Source organism: Amycolatopsis xylanica, assembly GCF_900107045.1.
Taxonomy (GTDB): Bacteria; Actinomycetota; Actinomycetes; order Mycobacteriales; family Pseudonocardiaceae; genus Amycolatopsis; species Amycolatopsis xylanica.
In genome coordinates this window covers 972,455-987,558 of sequence record NZ_FNON01000002.1, presented here as the reverse complement: position 1 = coordinate 987,558, position 15,104 = coordinate 972,455, and the positions used below count along the sequence as shown (strand labels likewise).

Annotated in this window: 18 protein-coding genes; 3 read left to right on the top strand and 15 right to left on the bottom strand. The window is 69.0% G+C overall.

The genetic code is table 11. From position 1 onward, the window contains the following. Positions 1-65: 65 nt before the first annotated feature. Positions 66-785 carry a TetR/AcrR family transcriptional regulator gene (locus tag BLV57_RS12515; RefSeq protein WP_091288794.1) on the top strand — a complete coding sequence of 240 codons (720 nt, stop codon included), beginning with the start codon at positions 66-68 and terminating at the stop codon, positions 783-785. Here the strand turns inward: BLV57_RS12515 and BLV57_RS12510 are convergent. Next, entirely contained in the window at positions 782-1,381 is a 600-nt protein-coding gene (locus BLV57_RS12510; RefSeq protein WP_091288793.1) for a winged helix-turn-helix transcriptional regulator, read from the bottom strand. The genes BLV57_RS12515 and BLV57_RS12510 overlap by 4 nt on opposite strands. A 67-nt stretch (positions 1,382-1,448) precedes the next feature. Between BLV57_RS12510 and BLV57_RS12505 the strand changes: the two genes are divergently transcribed. Beyond that, positions 1,449-2,270, top strand: coding sequence for a maleylpyruvate isomerase N-terminal domain-containing protein (locus tag BLV57_RS12505; protein WP_091288792.1), 822 nt, complete (start codon positions 1,449-1,451; stop codon positions 2,268-2,270). Positions 2,271-2,281: 11 nt separating this feature from the next. On the opposite strand, the gene BLV57_RS12500 is transcribed toward BLV57_RS12505, so the two are convergent. Further along, positions 2,282-2,962, bottom strand: coding sequence for a TetR/AcrR family transcriptional regulator (locus tag BLV57_RS12500; protein WP_091288791.1), 681 nt, complete (start codon positions 2,960-2,962; stop codon positions 2,282-2,284). A gap of 65 nt (positions 2,963-3,027) precedes the next feature. Between BLV57_RS12500 and BLV57_RS12495 the strand changes: the two genes are divergently transcribed. Beyond that, positions 3,028-4,137: an FAD-dependent oxidoreductase gene (locus tag BLV57_RS12495; RefSeq protein ID WP_091288790.1), complete on the top strand. Its 1,110-nt coding sequence runs from the start codon at positions 3,028-3,030 to the stop codon at positions 4,135-4,137. Here BLV57_RS12495 and BLV57_RS12490 read toward each other — a convergent pair. From BLV57_RS12490 to BLV57_RS12430, 13 genes are all read right to left on the bottom strand, one after another. Next, complete coding sequence (locus BLV57_RS12490) at positions 4,134-5,153, bottom strand: LLM class flavin-dependent oxidoreductase (RefSeq protein WP_091288789.1); 1,020 nt, start codon at positions 5,151-5,153, stop codon at positions 4,134-4,136. The genes BLV57_RS12495 and BLV57_RS12490 overlap by 4 nt on opposite strands. 26 nt (positions 5,154-5,179) lie before the next feature. After that, complete coding sequence (gene dnaB, locus BLV57_RS12485; RefSeq protein WP_091288788.1) at positions 5,180-6,604, bottom strand: replicative DNA helicase; 1,425 nt, start codon at positions 6,602-6,604, stop codon at positions 5,180-5,182. A 453-nt stretch (positions 6,605-7,057) separates the two neighbouring features. Continuing rightward, positions 7,058-7,855 carry an ESX secretion-associated protein EspG gene (locus BLV57_RS12480; protein ID WP_091288787.1) on the bottom strand — a complete coding sequence of 266 codons (798 nt, stop codon included), beginning with the start codon at positions 7,853-7,855 and terminating at the stop codon, positions 7,058-7,060. Positions 7,856-7,916: 61 nt separating this feature from the next. Beyond that, positions 7,917-9,275 (bottom strand): hypothetical protein, encoded by a 1,359-nt coding sequence (locus tag BLV57_RS12475; protein WP_342741177.1) that lies wholly within the window; start codon positions 9,273-9,275, stop codon positions 7,917-7,919. A 5-nt stretch (positions 9,276-9,280) separates the two neighbouring features. Further along, positions 9,281-9,880 carry a DUF3558 domain-containing protein gene (locus BLV57_RS12470; RefSeq protein WP_091288786.1) on the bottom strand — a complete coding sequence of 200 codons (600 nt, stop codon included), beginning with the start codon at positions 9,878-9,880 and terminating at the stop codon, positions 9,281-9,283. Then, positions 9,877-10,305, bottom strand: a complete 429-nt coding sequence (locus tag BLV57_RS12465) for a hypothetical protein (RefSeq protein WP_245757283.1) — start codon at positions 10,303-10,305, stop codon at positions 9,877-9,879. The genes BLV57_RS12470 and BLV57_RS12465 overlap by 4 nt, the downstream gene beginning before the upstream one ends. A 138-nt stretch (positions 10,306-10,443) precedes the next feature. Next, positions 10,444-10,899 carry a 50S ribosomal protein L9 gene (gene rplI / locus BLV57_RS12460; protein WP_091288785.1) on the bottom strand — a complete coding sequence of 152 codons (456 nt, stop codon included), beginning with the start codon at positions 10,897-10,899 and terminating at the stop codon, positions 10,444-10,446. A 12-nt stretch (positions 10,900-10,911) separates the two neighbouring features. Continuing rightward, the gene (gene rpsR, locus BLV57_RS12455) at positions 10,912-11,160 is read right to left on the bottom strand and encodes a 30S ribosomal protein S18 (protein WP_091288784.1); all 249 of its coding nucleotides are present in this window, start codon (positions 11,158-11,160) and stop codon (positions 10,912-10,914) included. Positions 11,161-11,192: 32 nt separating this feature from the next. Further along, the gene (locus tag BLV57_RS12450; protein WP_091288783.1) at positions 11,193-11,699 is read right to left on the bottom strand and encodes a single-stranded DNA-binding protein; all 507 of its coding nucleotides are present in this window, start codon (positions 11,697-11,699) and stop codon (positions 11,193-11,195) included. A gap of 18 nt (positions 11,700-11,717) precedes the next feature. After that, positions 11,718-12,089 carry a 30S ribosomal protein S6 gene (gene rpsF, locus BLV57_RS12445; protein WP_176968577.1) on the bottom strand — a complete coding sequence of 124 codons (372 nt, stop codon included), beginning with the start codon at positions 12,087-12,089 and terminating at the stop codon, positions 11,718-11,720. Positions 12,090-12,226: 137 nt separating this feature from the next. Continuing rightward, complete coding sequence (locus BLV57_RS12440) at positions 12,227-13,099, bottom strand: hypothetical protein (RefSeq protein WP_342741175.1); 873 nt, start codon at positions 13,097-13,099, stop codon at positions 12,227-12,229. A gap of 85 nt (positions 13,100-13,184) precedes the next feature. Next, entirely contained in the window at positions 13,185-14,084 is a 900-nt protein-coding gene (locus BLV57_RS12435; protein ID WP_176968576.1) for a hypothetical protein, read from the bottom strand. Between the two features lie 115 nt (positions 14,085-14,199). Next, entirely contained in the window at positions 14,200-14,985 is a 786-nt protein-coding gene (locus BLV57_RS12430) for a hypothetical protein (RefSeq protein ID WP_091288781.1), read from the bottom strand. Positions 14,986-15,104 lie beyond the last annotated feature (119 nt).

Here is a 15,104-nt window from a genome sequence, read left to right as displayed (position 1 = left end):
AAGTTCAGTAGCAATGAACAAAGTTCTACATGGCGAACTAAGTTCAGGTCAACTAGGCTGATCTCATGGCTTCAGACCCACTGGCCCGCCGCGCGGCCCGCCACCTGCACCCCGACGCCCCGGCCCAGCCGAAGCCACGCCGCGCCCCGCTCACGGTCGACCGCATCATCGACGCGGCACTGCACGTCGTCGAGACCCAGGGCTACGACGCGTTGACCGTCCGCTCCATCACCGCGGAACTCGGCACCAGCCCGTCCTCGCTGTACGCGCACGTGGTCAACAAGGCCGACATCGACGACTTGATCGTCGGCCGCCTCTTCGCCCAGCTCGTGCTCCCCGAGCCCGACCCGGACCACTGGCGCGACCAGCTCCGCGACGTCTACGCCCAGATCCGCGACCAGTACCTGCGCTACCCCGGCATCTCCCGCGCGGCACTCGCGGCCGTCCCCACCAACCTCGAGACCGTCCGAGTCGGCGAGGCGATCCTCGCGATCCTGCTCGCCGGCGGCATCGAGCCCCAGGCGGCGGCCTGGGGCATGGACTCGCTGTCCCTCTATGTCGCCGCTTATGCGCTGGAGCTGTCCATGGTCCGCGCGCGGCAGACCGACGAGGACCAAGCGTGGGTCCTCAACCGCGACGAACTGGTCCACCGCCTCGAATCACTGCCCGCCGACCGCTTCCCCCACACCAGAACCCACGCGGCGGCACTCACTTCGGGCACCGGCCATCAGCGCTTCGACTTCACCCTCGGCCTGATGCTCGACAGCCTCGCCCGAAAGTCCTAGCGATCGAAGACGGTTCGCACGGCGGCTTCGTCGCCTTCGATTTCAACCAGTCCTCGCGCGCCGTCGAGGGTGAGCGCGCCCGCGGCCAGCCCGAGCACGACCGCCGCGTCGGCACGCACGATCGCCTCGAGGTCGCGGCCGTCGTGCGGGCTCACCTCGGCGCCGCAAACCTGAAGCATCTGGCCGTCGACCGCGATCCCGACCGTCGCCGACCCCCGCCCGCTGAGCAAGGCAGGGAGGGCGACGACAAGCCACTCGGGCCGGAAGCGGTCGTTGCCGGGACCGCTGGTCATGAGCGGCGTCGACCAGCGGATGAGTCCCTCGATCGGCTCCCGTAGCTCGGCGCCCCACGGGGTGAGGACGTATTCGATGGCGTTGCCCTCACCGGCCAGGCGCCGCTCGACCACGCCGCCGGTTTCGAGGTCGCGGAGGCGGTCGGCGAGCAGGTTGGTGGCGATGCCGGGCAGCCCGTCCTGCAGCTCGCGGTAGCGGGCGGGCGCCACGAGCAGCTGGCGGACGATGAGCAGATTCCAGCGGTCGCCGACGACGTCGAGCGTCTTGGCGAGCCCGCAGTACTGGCCGTAACTACGGCTCATGGTTCCACCTGCTTGACATTCTCAAGTGAGCCTGACTAGATCAAGTGTACTGGTGAGGAGGGTGACCATGGCTACGACGGTCGACGACACGTTGGCCCAAGCGCGCGCGGCGCTGCACGAGGTCGTCCCTCGCCTCGTCGACCTCTTGCGCAGCGCGCCTGACGCCGGCGCCGCGTCGGTCGGCGCCTGGACGGTGGGTGATGTCGCGGCTCATCTGTCCCACGTCTTCCGCTTCGACACCGACGCCATCGCCGGAAAACCGGTCCCGGACGCCGTGGTGACTCCGGCCGGGATGGCCGAGGTCAACACGAAGATGCTGGTCGAAGACGGCGAGCGCGACCCGGCCGCGCTCGCGGATCGCATCGGCATGCTCGCGGACGAGTTCGACGAGATCGCCTCGCGTTCACGGGCGGAGACCGTCGATTGGCTGGACGGGGCCCGCCTGCCTGCTTCGGCGGTCGCGTGTCACTTGCTCGAGGAATGCCTGATCCACGGCCATGATCTCGCCGAAGCCACCGGGCGGCCGTGGCCGGTGCGGCGTGATCATGCCCTGCTCGCGGTCGAGGGTGGCGTGCTTCCGCTCATCACGGCGCTGCCGTCCGCCGCTTTCCTGGACGAGAAGAAGGCGGCTTCGTTCCGAGGCCGCTTCGAAATGCGGCTGCGCGGAGGTGGACGGACAGTGATGGTCTTCGATCGCGGTTCGCTGACGCTCGAACCGGCGGGCGTGCGGCTCGTCGACGCCTACGTCTCCGCCGACCCCTGGGCGCTCATGTTGTTGTTCATCGGCAGGCAGGGAATTGTCGAACAGCTCCTTGGCGGCAAGGTGGCCGCCTGGGGGCTTCAGCCTTGGAAGCTTGCCCGCATGCTCACCGTGCTGAGCCCGCCGTAGCGCCCAGCGTGTCAGCTTGAGATGCGGGCCTCGATGCCGTCGAGGAGGAAGTCGAGGCCGGTCAGGAAGGTCTGCTCGGCGTCGAGGTGCGGGCCGTCGTGCACGATCTTGGCGAGCGCGGGGAAGCGGCCGGTGGCGAAGGTCCGCATTAGATAAGGCCCGTAGGAGTGCTGCCACTGCCTCTGGTCCATGCCAGAGGCTCGCTCGGCACGTCGCTCGGTGACCTCCCGGCGCACCGCGCCGGTCACGTACGCGTTGACCGCGGCGATCGCGGGCACGACGGTGTCCAGCTCGATATCGCCCATTCCGGACGCTATGGCCTCGCCGCCCGCCAGCGTGTTCGGGCCGAGCTGCGGTCGTCCGCCGAGCAGGTCGGCGAGCCATTCGTGCTGGTGAGCGGCTCGTCGGAGGTTCTCGGCCAGTGAGCGCAGCACCTCTCGCCAACTGTCGCCGGAAGGCCGGATCTCGGCGTAGACCGCGTCGACCATCAGGTCGAGCAGCTCCTCCTTCGTGTCGATGTAGCCGTACAGCCGCATCGGCCCGACGTCCAGCGCCGCGGCGACCTTGCGCAGCGACACCGCGTCCAGGCCGTCCACATCGGCCAGCCGGATCGCCGCTTGGACGATCCGCTCCCGGCTCAGCGGAGCGGGCGCCGGGCGCTCCGGCGGCTCCGGCCGCTCCCACACCAACATGACGAGGACGATACAGCGTGGCCCGCGATACGGTGTATTTGTCAATACAGTGTATCGGAGGCGTCATGACCATCGCGATCATCGGGGCGGGCTTGGGTGGCTTGGCCCTGGCCAGAGTGCTGCACGTGCACGGCATCGACGCCGTCGTCTACGAACGGGAGTCGTCGCGCGACGCACGCGGTCAGGGCGGCATGCTCGACATCCACTCCGGTCAGCGTGCGCTGCGCGAGGCCGGTCTGCTCGACCAGTTCTTCGAGATCGCCCGTGGTGAGGGCCAGGACATGCGGCTACTGAAGCCCGACGGCACCCTGCTGCTGCAGGAGGACACTCCCGATGACGCCCCGCTCTTGCGGCCGGAGGTGGACCGTGCCGACCTGCGTGACCTGCTGCTGGACTCGCTTCCCGAGCACACGGTGCGCTGGGGACACGCGTACGAGTCCGCAGGCGACGGCGTGCTGCGCTTCGCCGACGGCCGCACCGCGACCTACGGCCTGCTGGTCGGCGCCGACGGCGCGAACTCCCGGGTCAGGGCACTGCTCACCGACGCCCGCCCGGAGCACATCGGCCAGAACATGATCGAGCTCTGCGTTTCCGACATCGACCGCACCCATCCCGACCTCGCGGCGATGGTCGGGCGCGGCAACTACTGGGTGTTCGGCGATGGACGATCACTGGCGGCACAGCGCAATGGCGACGGCCGCGTCCGCATCGGCCTCAACTTCTACAACACCGGCGAAGACTGGTTCGCCGACAGCGGTATTCCGTTCGACGACCCGGCCGCTGCCCGCGTCCGGCTGCTCGAGATGTTCGGCGAATGGGACCCGAGGATCACCGCGCTGATAGCGGCGGCCGACGACACGATCGTGCCCCGGTCGATCACCACGCTCCCGATCGGCCTGACCTGGCCGTCGACGCCGGACGTCACGCTGGTCGGCGACGCCGCGCACCTGATGCCGCCGGTGGGCGAGGGCGCCAACATGGCACTGCTGGACGGAGCCCTGCTCGGCATCGAACTGGCCGGGCACCCCGACGATTTTCCTGCTGCCATCAGGGAATACGAACGCGAGATGTTCGAACGCACCGGCGCCGCCGGCCGGATGTCCGCCGACATTCAGGAGCTGCTGATGTCGCCGGACGCGAGTGAGCGACTGCTCGCGTTCTTCCAACCCGGCTAAGCGAGGAGTTCGGCGAGCCGGGCCATCTCGGCGGGCGGGTCGACGACCGGTTGGATGAGGAGTTCGTCGACGCCCGCCTGTTCCAGCGCGGCGATGCGGGTGCGGAGGTCGTCGCGGGCGCCGACCAGCGCGAGGGTGTTCATCAGCGAAGGCAGCACCAGGTCGCGCTCCTGCGGCGCGATGCGCCCGAGGTAATTGGGATAGAGCTTGGTGTACCGGTCCGGCGCGGTGGCGGTGGTGCCACGCCCGTCGAGAAGTCGTTGCACCGCTTCACGTTCCGCAGGGCCGAGTTGCTCGGCGAAGGCCGGTTCGTCGGCGGCGAAGGCCAGCAGCGACAGGACGAGGTGACCGGTCGCGTCCCTGGCCGCGTCGCCGTGAGGATCCTCGTCCTCGCCGAGTACGTGCAGCGCGGTGACCACATAGGACTCACCGGCTGTGCCTTGGGCGGCGTGCAGCGCTTGCCAGGCGGTGGGATCCAGCAGACCGAAGGAGATGAGCCCGGCACCGCGGCGGCCCGCGACCGCGGCGACTTTCGGCCCGAGCGCGGCCACGACGAACTCGATCGGGTCGGCAGTGTTCACGTGCGCCCCGGCGTGCAGGAACCGGACGTCACGGACCCGCTCGCCTTCGCGGTATTCCGTCGAACGCCCGGCGCACAGGTCCTGCAGCGCGGCGGTGAACTTCTCCAGCGTGGCCACCGTGGTCGGCGGCATGCCCAGGGTGCGCCTGGCGGTGTTCCCGGTGCCGACCCCGCAGATGATCCGGCCCGGCGCCAGAGCGTTGAGGCTGGCGAACCCGCTCGCGGCAGCCGGGGCCGACCGCAAAGCCGGCGAGGTCACGCCCATGCCGAGCTTGATGCGACGCGTGGCCTTCGCGCACAGGCTCAAGGCGACGAACGGGTCGCCGTGGACCATCGGGGTGTCGTTGAGCCAAAAGCTGTGCAAGCCCAGCTCCTCGGCCCGCACAGCGAGGTCCTCCACACCAGGCTGTGCGGTGACCACGACTCCTGCACGCATCACAACCTCCGAGAGCCGAGCGGACGTCAGTCGTGCGAGAGGTCGACGAACCGGCTGTAGTGCAGCTGGTGCGCGACGGTGATCGTCGCGGTCGGCCCGGCACGGTGCTTCGCGATGATCAGGTCGGCTTCACCGGCACGGGGGTCGTCCCGCTCCCACGCGTCCGGCCGGTTGACCAGGATGACGAGGTCGGCGTCCTGCTCCAGCGAGCCGGACTCACGAAGGTCGGACAGCATCGGGCGCTTGTCGGTTCGCTGTTCCGGACCACGGTTCAGCTGGCTGATCGCGATCACCGGGACCTCGATCTCCTTCGCCAGCAGCTTCATCTGCCGCGAGAACTCCGAGACTTCCTGCTGCCGCGACTCGACGCGCTTGCCGGACGTCATCAGCTGGAGGTAGTCGAGCACCACGAGCTTCAGGTCGTTGCGCTGCTTCAGGCGGCGCGCCTTCGCCCGGATCTCCATCATCGTCATGTTCGGCGAGTCGTCGACGAACAGCGGCGCCTCGGACACCTCGCTCATCCGCCTGGCGAGGCGGGTCCAGTCGTCGTCGGACATCTTGCCACCGCGCATGTCGGCGAGCCGGATCTTCGCCTCGGCCGAGAGCATGCGCATGACGATCTCGGTCCGGCTCATTTCCAGCGAGAAGATGACACTGGTCAAACCATGCTTGATGGACGCTGACCTGGCAAAATCCAAACCCAGTGTGCTTTTGCCAACGCCGGGGCGTGCGGCGACGATGATCATCTGGCCGGGGTGCAGGCCGTTGGTCAGCTCGTCGAAGTCGGTGAAGCCGGTCGGGATGCCCTGCGACTGGCCGCCGCGGGAGGCGATGGCGTCGATCTCGTCCATCGTCGGCTGGAGCAGCTCTTCCAGCGCGACGTAGTCCTCGCTGGTGCGGCGTTCGGTGACGTCGTAGATGGCGGCCTGCGCGCGGTCGACGACCTCGTCGATGTTCGCGCCGTCGGCGGCGGCCGCGCCGTAGCCGTACTGGACGATGCGGGTGCCCGCCTCGACGAGGCGCCGGAGCACCGCCTTCTCGGAGACGATCTCCGCGTAGTAGCCGGCGTTGGCCGCGGTGGGGACGGTGGCGATCAGCGTGTGGAGATACGGGGCGCCGCCGACGCGGCCGAGTTCGCCTCGGCGTTCCAGCTCGGCGGAGACGGTGATCGGGTCGGCGGGCTCGCCTCGGCCGTAGAGGTCGAGGATGCAGTCGTAGATCGCCTGGTGCGCCGGGCGGTAGAAGTCGTCGGGGCCGAGCGCCTCGATGACGTCGGCGACGGCGTCCTTGGACAGCAGCATCCCGCCGAGCACGGACTGCTCGGCTGCCAGGTCCTGAGGCGGCTGGCGGTCGAAACCACCACCTCCGCCGCCTCCCCCTCCTGGACCCGGATCCTCGGGGCCGGGGTCGCCGGACTCGTACATCGGACCGCGGTCGTCGGTGAGCGCCACCGCTCTCAACACCTCCTCGTTCTGTCGAACATAAGTTCGATTATGCCTGACGCGGCTGCTTGATGGGGCCGCTCCGCATGGCGGGCCGCGTGTCCCCCGATCGCCACCGTGCGTACCGGGCCGTCAGGGCACGCTAGATGCCCTGAAAGAACCAGCACAAATCCGGGTGGGGAGCAACCTGTGGACAACCTGGGGACGAATGGGGGTAACCAGTCACAGGTGCGCCCCAGCCTGTGTACAACCTGGGGACAACAACGTGAACAGTTCGGAGATCCCCTGGTCAGAGCCTGTGTGCAAGCTGTGGAGAACTTTGTCAAAACTCGTTCGGCGTGTCGGGCGATACTGCTTGTTCGGCGTGTCGCGGGCCCGTGTCGGCGCCGCGCGGGCGTCCGCCTGTGGATGAAAGCTACGGAGGGTAGACCGGTTGCTCGATAGGCTGAATGGCCCTCGTGGCTAGGACGCGAAGAGCCTGCCCTGTGCGCTCTGTAACCGCTCAGCGAGTAATTGCTGGTTGGCGGGGGTGAAGGCGATCGCCGGTTCGCCACTGCCCGGTACCTCTTCGGTCAGCCACCGGCCTTCGGACGTATCGATGTAGTTCACGGGGCGTTCGATCCGCTGCCGGTTCCCGGTCCGGCCACGGGCCGCGACGTACAGGCTGCCGCCACCCATTCGGCGTAGTCCGAGGATCCGGCGAAGCTCGCCGGCCTCCTGGCTGCCCGCGCTCGCCTGCCCGCTGCGCAGCACCGAGTAGCCGTCGTCCTGCGCGGTGGTGGCCGCCGACACCCCGGCCACCTGGCTCTTGGGCACCACCAGCGGGTGCCCGCGCCCCGGCGCCAGCTTCGGGATCTGCTCGATGAAGCTCTCCAGCACCTCGGACGGCTTCACCGAGGCCAGCACGACACCCTCGTGCTCCGGGTTGCGCGCGAGCACGAACCCCTCGCCGCCCGCACTGCCCGCGAGCAGGGTGTACTTCAGCGCCTTGCCCTCGTAACCGCCGTCGATCCACGCGTAGTACTCGAGCTGCGGCCTGGCGACGGCCTCGAGCGTGGCCTTCAACCCGGAGTCGAGGCCGCGCGGGCCGAACAGCCCATAGCGGGCGAGTTCGGCGTTGACGCGGTCGTCTTCCTTGCGCTGCGCGGACTGGTCGTAGAACGTCGGCGTCTCGGCGAGCACGGTGTGCGGCTCGCCGTCGCGCCGCCTGATCAAGTTGATCAGGGTGGCCGTCGCCACCGTGACCTGGTTGGCCAGCACCGCGCCGTCCCCCTAGTTGTGTTCGTCGTTGAGCCGTGCCATTTTGCCACGGCGTCCTGGCCTATTCGCCAATGACAGGCGGCGCGGTCAGCTCGTCGGTGCCGAACAGCTCGTTGCCGTCCTCGCCGAGCAGGAACTTGGACGAGCGCTCGGTGTCCTCGGCGCCGCCACCCTTGGCGCCGTGGCCCATCCCGCCCATGCCGCCGCCCATCATTCCGCCCTTGCCCGCCGCTGCGGCCGCGCCGGCGGCGCCTGCCGCTCCGGCTCCACCGGCGCCCGCGCCGGGGCCCAGGCCCTGGCCGGGAAGTGCCGCGCCGGTGCCGGAACCCGGGCCGAACCCGCCCGTGCCGATGGCGCCGCCCGAGCCGGGGCCGAAGCCGCCGGTGTCGATCGAGCCGCCGCCACCCGGCGTGAAACCGCTGCCACCACCCGGAATGCTTCCGCTGCCACTGCCGGGGCCGAAGCCGGGGATCGAGCCAGGCTGGTAACCGGCCGCCCTGGTGTCGTCGTTCCAGCCCGGGTACTTCGGCGGGGTGTACGAACCGGGACCACCGGGCACCTGGCCAGGCTGGTAGCCGGGGATGTTCGGCGGCTTGTACCCGCCGGGCGCGCCGGGGATCTGGCCGGGCTTGTACCCGGGGATGCTGCCGGGACCGCCGGGCATGCTGCCGCCGCCAGGGATGCTTCCCCCGCCCGGCACGCTTCCGCCGCCGGGGATGCTGCCGCGGCCCTTGCCGCCGTCGTCGACGCCCTTGCCGTCGTCCCCGCCGGGCTTGTCCTTGTCCTTGCCGTTGCCGTCTTTACCGTCGCCGGTGACGCCGACCTTGTCGACGTCGCCGGACATCTGGCTGTACGTCGGCATCTTCTCGCCGTTGGCGTTGCTCGCCTTGAAGTACTCGTTGAAGGCGTCGACGTTCGCCTGGCCGTTCTTGTTGTAGTCCTTGATCGCGCGGTCGGTGTCGGTCTCCCACGGCGTGATCGAGTTGAGGAAGTTGTTCTCCGGCGGCTTCTCCGGCACCTGGACGACCTTGGAGATCACCGTGTTGAACGCCTCGTGCTGCTCACCGAGGTACTTGTCGCTCTCGGTGAGCTTCCTGCCGGAGTCCAGCATCCACGCCTTCAGCGGGTGCGCGCCCGCAGCCTGCGCCGCCTGCACGCCGCCACCCTGCCAAGCGGCATCCATGTCGCGGGCGAGCTTGTCGATGGTCGTGAGGCGTTGCTGGTAAACGCTTTTGAGCGTCGCGGCCGAGGACTGGCCGTCGCTGATGGACTGCGGGCCGGGACCGTGGTTGAGCTGGTACCAGATCTGGTAGCAGTCGATCTTGCGGTCGCCGTCGCCGGCGGCGTAGCTGCCGGACTTGTCCCGGCTGAGCCAGCCGTACGCGGCGGCCCCTGCGACGATGGGAATCAGGAACAACACGGCGATCAGCCTGCCTTCAGCGTGTCGATCATCGCGGTGGCGACGTCTTCGGCCACCGGGCACGGATTGGTCGCGGCCTTGCTCTTGGAGAACTGGGTGAACACCAGCACCTCCAGCTCGTCGGTGACCGCGACGTGGAGCGAGCAGCGGCCGTCCTTGCGCCGGTCGACCGGGTCGGCGAAGACGGCGGGGTAACCGCCGATGGTCGTCGGCTCGAAGTACTCCTGCTTGTCCTTGCGGTCGTAGATGGTGCTGAGCCCACCCTTGCTGCTCTGGATCGGCGAGATGCTCACCGTGTCGTACTCCGAGACCGACGAGTCCCACGCGCAGGTGGGACCCGAATTGCTGGTCTTGCGGTAGCCGGCCTTGAGCTGCAACTGGCTCAACGCCGACGAGGACAGCCCGGTGCACGCGTCGGAGAGCAGGCTCGCGGTGTTCAGCGGCGCGGGCACCCTGGGCGCCGAGCCGGACCCCGAATCGGCCACCGAGTTCGACTCCGAGGTGGGCGTGTTCATCGGCAGGCCTGAGGTGTTGCCCTTGTTGCACGCGGTGAGCACCGCGCCCAGCGCGAGAGCGGCGACGGAGATCGTGAGAGCACGGTTCACTGCGCGCGGTTTCCCGTCTTGGAGATGGCGGCTTCGGTTTCCGCCTCCTGCGTGGTGATCTGCTTCTTGGCGAGCTGCAGCGACTCGAGGTACTGGGTGACGTAGTCCTGCATCGCGCGGTTCTGCGCGTAGAACGCCTTGCCGGACGGGTTCGCGAGCTTTTCCCAGTCGCCGCTGGCGAACTCGCGCCCCGGCGCCTCGACGTTGGCCATCATTTCGGCGTCACGCTCGTCGGCCTTGAGGTCGGCCAGCAGGTCCTGCCACTGCTGGATGACCCCGTCGATCTTGTCGGCGTCGAACTGGAAACCGCCGCCCTTGCCAGGGTCACCGCCACCGGGCGTCGGCGTGTTGCCCGCAGGCGCGGGCATGGTGATCACCCGACGGCTGTTCGGGTTCTGGGTCATCGGGTCCGGAGCGTCACCCATTGTCGTCGATCCCCCTAACGCTGAGTTTCCAGTCTCCTACTCGGACGCGCCGGTCTCCACCGGCGTTCCCGTCCCCGAGCATAAAGAAGGCGGGAACCTCCGCGTGGGGAGGTTCCCGCCTTCAGGTGAAGCAGGGTGTTACTTGGCCTTGACCTCGAGGCGGACGTCGACCTTCACGTCCGGGTGCAGGCGAGCGCTCACCGAGTGCTTGCCCACGGTCTTGATGTGGTCCTTGAGCTCGATGACGCGCTTGTCGAGCAGCGGGCCACCGGCGGCCTTGATGGCGGCCACGATGTCGTTGTTGCTGACCGAACCGAAGAGCTTCTTCGAGCCCTCGGCGGCCTTGGCGGACAGCTCGATGGCGCCGAGGCCCTCGAGCGTCGCCTTGACCTCCTTGGCGTGGTCGAGGTCGCGGATACGGCGACCCTCCTGCGCGCGGCGGATGGTCTGGACGTTCTTCTCCGCGCCCTTGGTGGCGGGCATCGCGTAGCCGCGGGGGAAGAGGAAGTTACGCGCGTAGCCGTCCTTGACCTCGACGATGTCGCCGGGGCCGCCGAGGTTGGCAACGTCGGTGGTGAGAATGATCTTCGCCATTGACTTGCCTCCTTAGCGTGCGGTCGAGGTGTAGGGCAGCAGCGCCATCTCGCGGGAGTTCTTGACCGCGATGGCGATGTCACGCTGGTGCTGGCTGCAGTTGCCGGTGACACGACGGGCGCGGATCTTGCCGCGGTCCGAGATGTACTTGCGAAGCAGGTTGGTGTCCTTGTAGTCGATCGACTCGGGACGGCCCTTCTTCGCGGCCTTGCAGAACACGCAAACCTTCTTCTTGGGCTTGCGAATGGGTGGCTTGGCCACTGTGGACTCCTAGAAAAAAGAAAAGTGGTTGTTTAGAAGGGGGGCTCGTCGGCGAAACCGCCGCCGCCACCACCGGAGGACGCCGCGGGGGCCGAGCCCCACGGGTCGTCGGCGGGCATGCCGCCGCCTCCACCGGACGGGGCGCCACCGCCGAAGCCGCCGCCACCGCCGCCGCGGCTCACCTTGTTCACCTTGGCGGTCGCGTAGCGAAGAGAAGGCCCGATCTCGTCGACCTCGAGCTCGACGACAGTGCGCTTCTCGCCCTCTTTGGTCTCGAAGGAACGCTGCTTCAGGCGGCCCTGCACCACGACGCGCGCGCCGCGGGTCAGCGACTCGGCCACGTTCTCCGCGGCCTGGCGCCAGATGTTGCAGCGCAGGAACAGCGCCTCGCCGTCCTTCCACTCACCGGACGCCTTGTCCAGCGTGCGCGGGGTGGACGCGACCGTGAAGTTCGCGACCGCCGCACCGGAAGGCGTGAACCGCAGTTCCGGGTCCGAGGTCAGGTTGCCGATCACCGTGATTACGGTGTCTCCAGCCATCGGGACTTCTCCTTAGCCTCAGGCCTTGGCGGCGGCAGTCGCGGCAGCGGCCTTGACGGGCTTCGCGGCCGGCTTGCGCAGCAGGCGGGACCCGGCCTTGGGGACCTCGCGACGCATGACCTTGGTGCGGAGCACGGTCTCCTGCAGCGACAGCTGCCGGTCGAGCTCCTTGACGGCGTCCGGCGTGGAGTTGAGGTCCAGCAGGGCGTAGATGCCTTCGGCGTGCTTCTTGATCTCGAACGAGAGCCGCCTGCGGCCCCAGACGTCGACCTTCTCAACGCTGCCGCCGGACGTGCGGATCACGTTGAGGAACGTGTCCAGCGTCGGGGCGACGGTGCGCTCGTCGAGCGTGGGATCGAGGATGACCATTACCTCGTAATGGCGTGACACAACCACTCACCTCCTGTGGGCTCACGGCCATGGACAGTCCATGGCAGGAGGGTTTGTCAAGGAGGAAGTGTACGTCCCAGTAAAACAGTGGCGCGCAGCGCCTCCGTTGAGGGTGGTGGTGGGCGACGGGCGGGACGCTACGACACCCTGCGCAGCACCCAGGTCCTGACCAGCGCCGCGGTCACTCCGGCCAGCAGGATCACGGCCAGGAGCATGGGAAGTTCGACGCCGCCGTCGCCAGCCGGGGCGGCGATCTGCTCGGCGTTGCCCGCGTTGCGGATGTCGGCGCCCTGGCCGTTGGCGGCGCCGGGCAGGCCGAACTGGGGCGCCTGGCCGGGCACCGGGTTGCCGGTCGGGTACTTGTCGCCGGGCGGGAGGCTGAAGCCGGGCTGGCCGGCGACCGGGATGTTGCCGTAGTCGCGTGCCGGGACGGTCAGGCCGCCGGTGCCGCCGTTCGGCGTGAAGTTCGGGGTGCCCGGGGTCGAGCCGGGCTGGGTGCCGCCGCTGGACGGCTGGTCGTCACGCGGTGACTCGCTGCTCGGCGCGACGTAGTTCGCCGCGATCACGGTCAGCCCGCAGCCGCCCGCGACCTTGTTCTGCACGCTGGTGAGCGTCTTCTCCTGGTCGAAGCCCAGTCCCCAGGTGCCGGTCGCCTTCAGTGCCGCGCGCACGGCCTTGCCGATGGTCGCGCCGTCGACCGAGCCGCCAGCGGCGTTCGGGACGGTGCCGACGTTGATCGTGGCGACCTTGGCGATGTCGTTGGCGGCCCAGTCGCCGACCGCGAGCGTGCCGGCCTCGTTCGCGCCCTTGCGGACCAGTTCCTTGACCGAGCTGCCGGAGATGGCGACCGTGCTGCCGATGGTCGAGCTGACCGAGCCGCTGCACGCGTCGGCGAGCGTGGTGCTCGCGGAGGCCGTGCCACCGCCGAGGAACGCGCCCGCGCCCAGTAGTAGAGCCATCGTGGAGAGGGTGAGCGCCTTGCGGGTGATCGGGGCAGCGTTCTTCCGCACGGGCGCAGTCCTCCAGAAGACGAATTTATTTCAGGGCGACACAGCTACAACGAGCCGGGCACCGGAAAGATACTTCGCGGTAGGACTAAACAGTAGCGGCCATTCGGCGGAGTACCCAGGTCCGAACGAGCCAGGCACTGACTCCGGAGAGTGCCAATACGGCGATAAGCACTGGTAGACCCGGTTCGCCGGACGATTCGCCGGAGTACGGCAGCGCCTCGGCCTGTCCCGCATTCTGGATACCGGCACCCGAATTCTTCTTGCCGTCCGAGCCGAGCAGTCCGAACTGCGGGGCGTATCCCGGGATCTGGTTGCCGTAGCGCAAAGCGGGTGAAGGTGAGAAGGCGCCTGCGCCCGCCACCGGGATGCCGCCGTAGTCGCGCATCGCGGCCCAGCCGGTCGGGGTGAAGAAGTTGCCGGGCAGTCCGCCGAACTCGGGCGCACCGCCGCCACCGATCACCGGGCTGTTCGCGTCGGGGATCGTCATGCCGGGAGCGGGTCCGCCCGCCGGAGCGCCTGGCGCCCCTGGGGTGTCCCCGCCGGGTGTCTGCGGGTTCCCGGGCGCGCCGGGGTTCTGCGGGGCCTGGCCGACGCCGCCGACCTTGTTGACCGTGTCGGTGAGTTTGTTCGTGCCGTCCGAGACGCCCTGGTTGATGGCGTCTGCGGCGGGCGGGCCGACCACGGGTATCGGTGAGACGACCGTGTTGACCACGGTCACGGTGACCTTGCAGACCGTGCCGAGCACCGCGTTGATGGTGCCGGTCAGTATCTGGGACGCCTGGCCGACGAACCCGAGGTCCAGCGGGATCCCGAGCAGTGGCGTGGTCGCGACCACGTGGTCACCGGGTTTGGCGGTGATGGTCGAGCCGCAGGGCACCGTCTTGGTCTCGGCCGAAGCGGTTCCGGGCGCGCCGAGCACGGCGGAACCCGCGAGGACGAAAGCCGTCGCACCGATCGCCGTCGCTCTGCGTGTCGGATACCGCATGCCAGCTGACCCCAATCGCCGTTGTTGCTGGGATAACGACGCTAACGGACAGCAGTGACGCCCGCCCAGTGAAAAAAGCTCGGCATTCGGGTGGAACGGTGTTACGCCGGGTGACCTAGCTGGTCTTGCGGTACATCCAGGCGCGTAGAAGACCGGCGGCGACGACTGAAACCGCGAGCACGGCGAGCAACAGCGGCAGCCGGGCCGGGGCCTGCGGGGCGACCAGCGCTTGCGCGGTACCGGACCGGTCCGCGACGACCACCGGGTAGTCGTCGACGCTCAGGCTCGGCGCCTTGCCGGACGGCACGTCCAGCGCGATCACCGGCGCGGCCGAGCTGAAGTCGGCGGGCAGCGGGTACGGGTTGAGGAAGAACCCGGGGATGACCACCGCGCCCGGCCCGCCGCCGTCGATCGGCACGACCGGGTTGATCTCGGTGGACGGCGTCTCGGCGCCGGGGTCCGACGGCTTCGGCTCCGGCTTGCCCGGCTCGTGCGGGACCGGGGCGGGCGCGGGCCCGGGCTTGCCCGGCTTGGGCTGGGCACCGCCGAGCACACCCTGGGTGGTGTCGCCGACGGCGTTGACCGCGTTCTGGGCGCCCGTGCACAGCCCGCGCACCTGGGGTGAGTTGCCGATGCCCAGCGCGCGGACGGTGTCGCCGACCGGGAGCGAGAGCAAGGCCTGCTCCTGGCGCGCGGTGGCCTGCGAGTCGAGCGCGATCGTCAGCTTGCCCGGGAGGTTGAGCGGGGCGCCGGCGTCGAGGACGAGGCCGTTCGCACGGGCGCCTTGGAGTGTCGTGGCGCAGCTGCCGGAGAGGGTTTCGTCCGCGGCCGCCGTCAGCGGGAACGCCAGTGAAGCACTGAACACCAAACCCAGTGCGGTGAACCGAGGTGCGTTGCGCATCGCGTCTTCCTTTGCCATTGGGCCGCTTGGTCCAAGCGGCTGACTGCATTCGGCCTAAGAATGATCACGGAACGCGCACAAACTACCCCACTAGCGTAACCATCACCTCGCCGAGGGGG

Bases quoted from the DNA above. Each gene is read 5' to 3' on its own strand.
- BLV57_RS12495 (WP_091288790.1), top strand. From the start codon at position 3,028: ATGACCATCGCGATCATCGGGGCGGGCTTGGGTGGCTTGGCCCTGGCC.
- BLV57_RS12465 (WP_245757283.1), bottom strand. From the start codon at position 10,305: ATGGGTGACGCTCCGGACCCGATGACCCAGAACCCGAACAGCCGTCGG.
- BLV57_RS12435 (WP_176968576.1), bottom strand. From the start codon at position 14,084: ATGCGGTATCCGACACGCAGAGCGACGGCGATCGGTGCGACGGCTTTC.
- BLV57_RS12450 (WP_091288783.1), bottom strand. From the start codon at position 11,699: ATGGCTGGAGACACCGTAATCACGGTGATCGGCAACCTGACCTCGGAC.
- BLV57_RS12430 (WP_091288781.1), bottom strand. From the start codon at position 14,985: ATGCGCAACGCACCTCGGTTCACCGCACTGGGTTTGGTGTTCAGTGCT.
- BLV57_RS12510 (WP_091288793.1), bottom strand. From the start codon at position 1,381: ATGAGCCGTAGTTACGGCCAGTACTGCGGGCTCGCCAAGACGCTCGAC.
- BLV57_RS12515 (WP_091288794.1), top strand. From the start codon at position 66: ATGGCTTCAGACCCACTGGCCCGCCGCGCGGCCCGCCACCTGCACCCC.
- BLV57_RS12500 (WP_091288791.1), bottom strand. From the start codon at position 2,962: ATGTTGGTGTGGGAGCGGCCGGAGCCGCCGGAGCGCCCGGCGCCCGCT.
- rplI (WP_091288785.1), bottom strand. From the start codon at position 10,899: ATGGCGAAGATCATTCTCACCACCGACGTTGCCAACCTCGGCGGCCCC.
- BLV57_RS12505 (WP_091288792.1), top strand. From the start codon at position 1,449: ATGGCTACGACGGTCGACGACACGTTGGCCCAAGCGCGCGCGGCGCTG.
- BLV57_RS12490 (WP_091288789.1), bottom strand. From the start codon at position 5,153: ATGCGTGCAGGAGTCGTGGTCACCGCACAGCCTGGTGTGGAGGACCTC.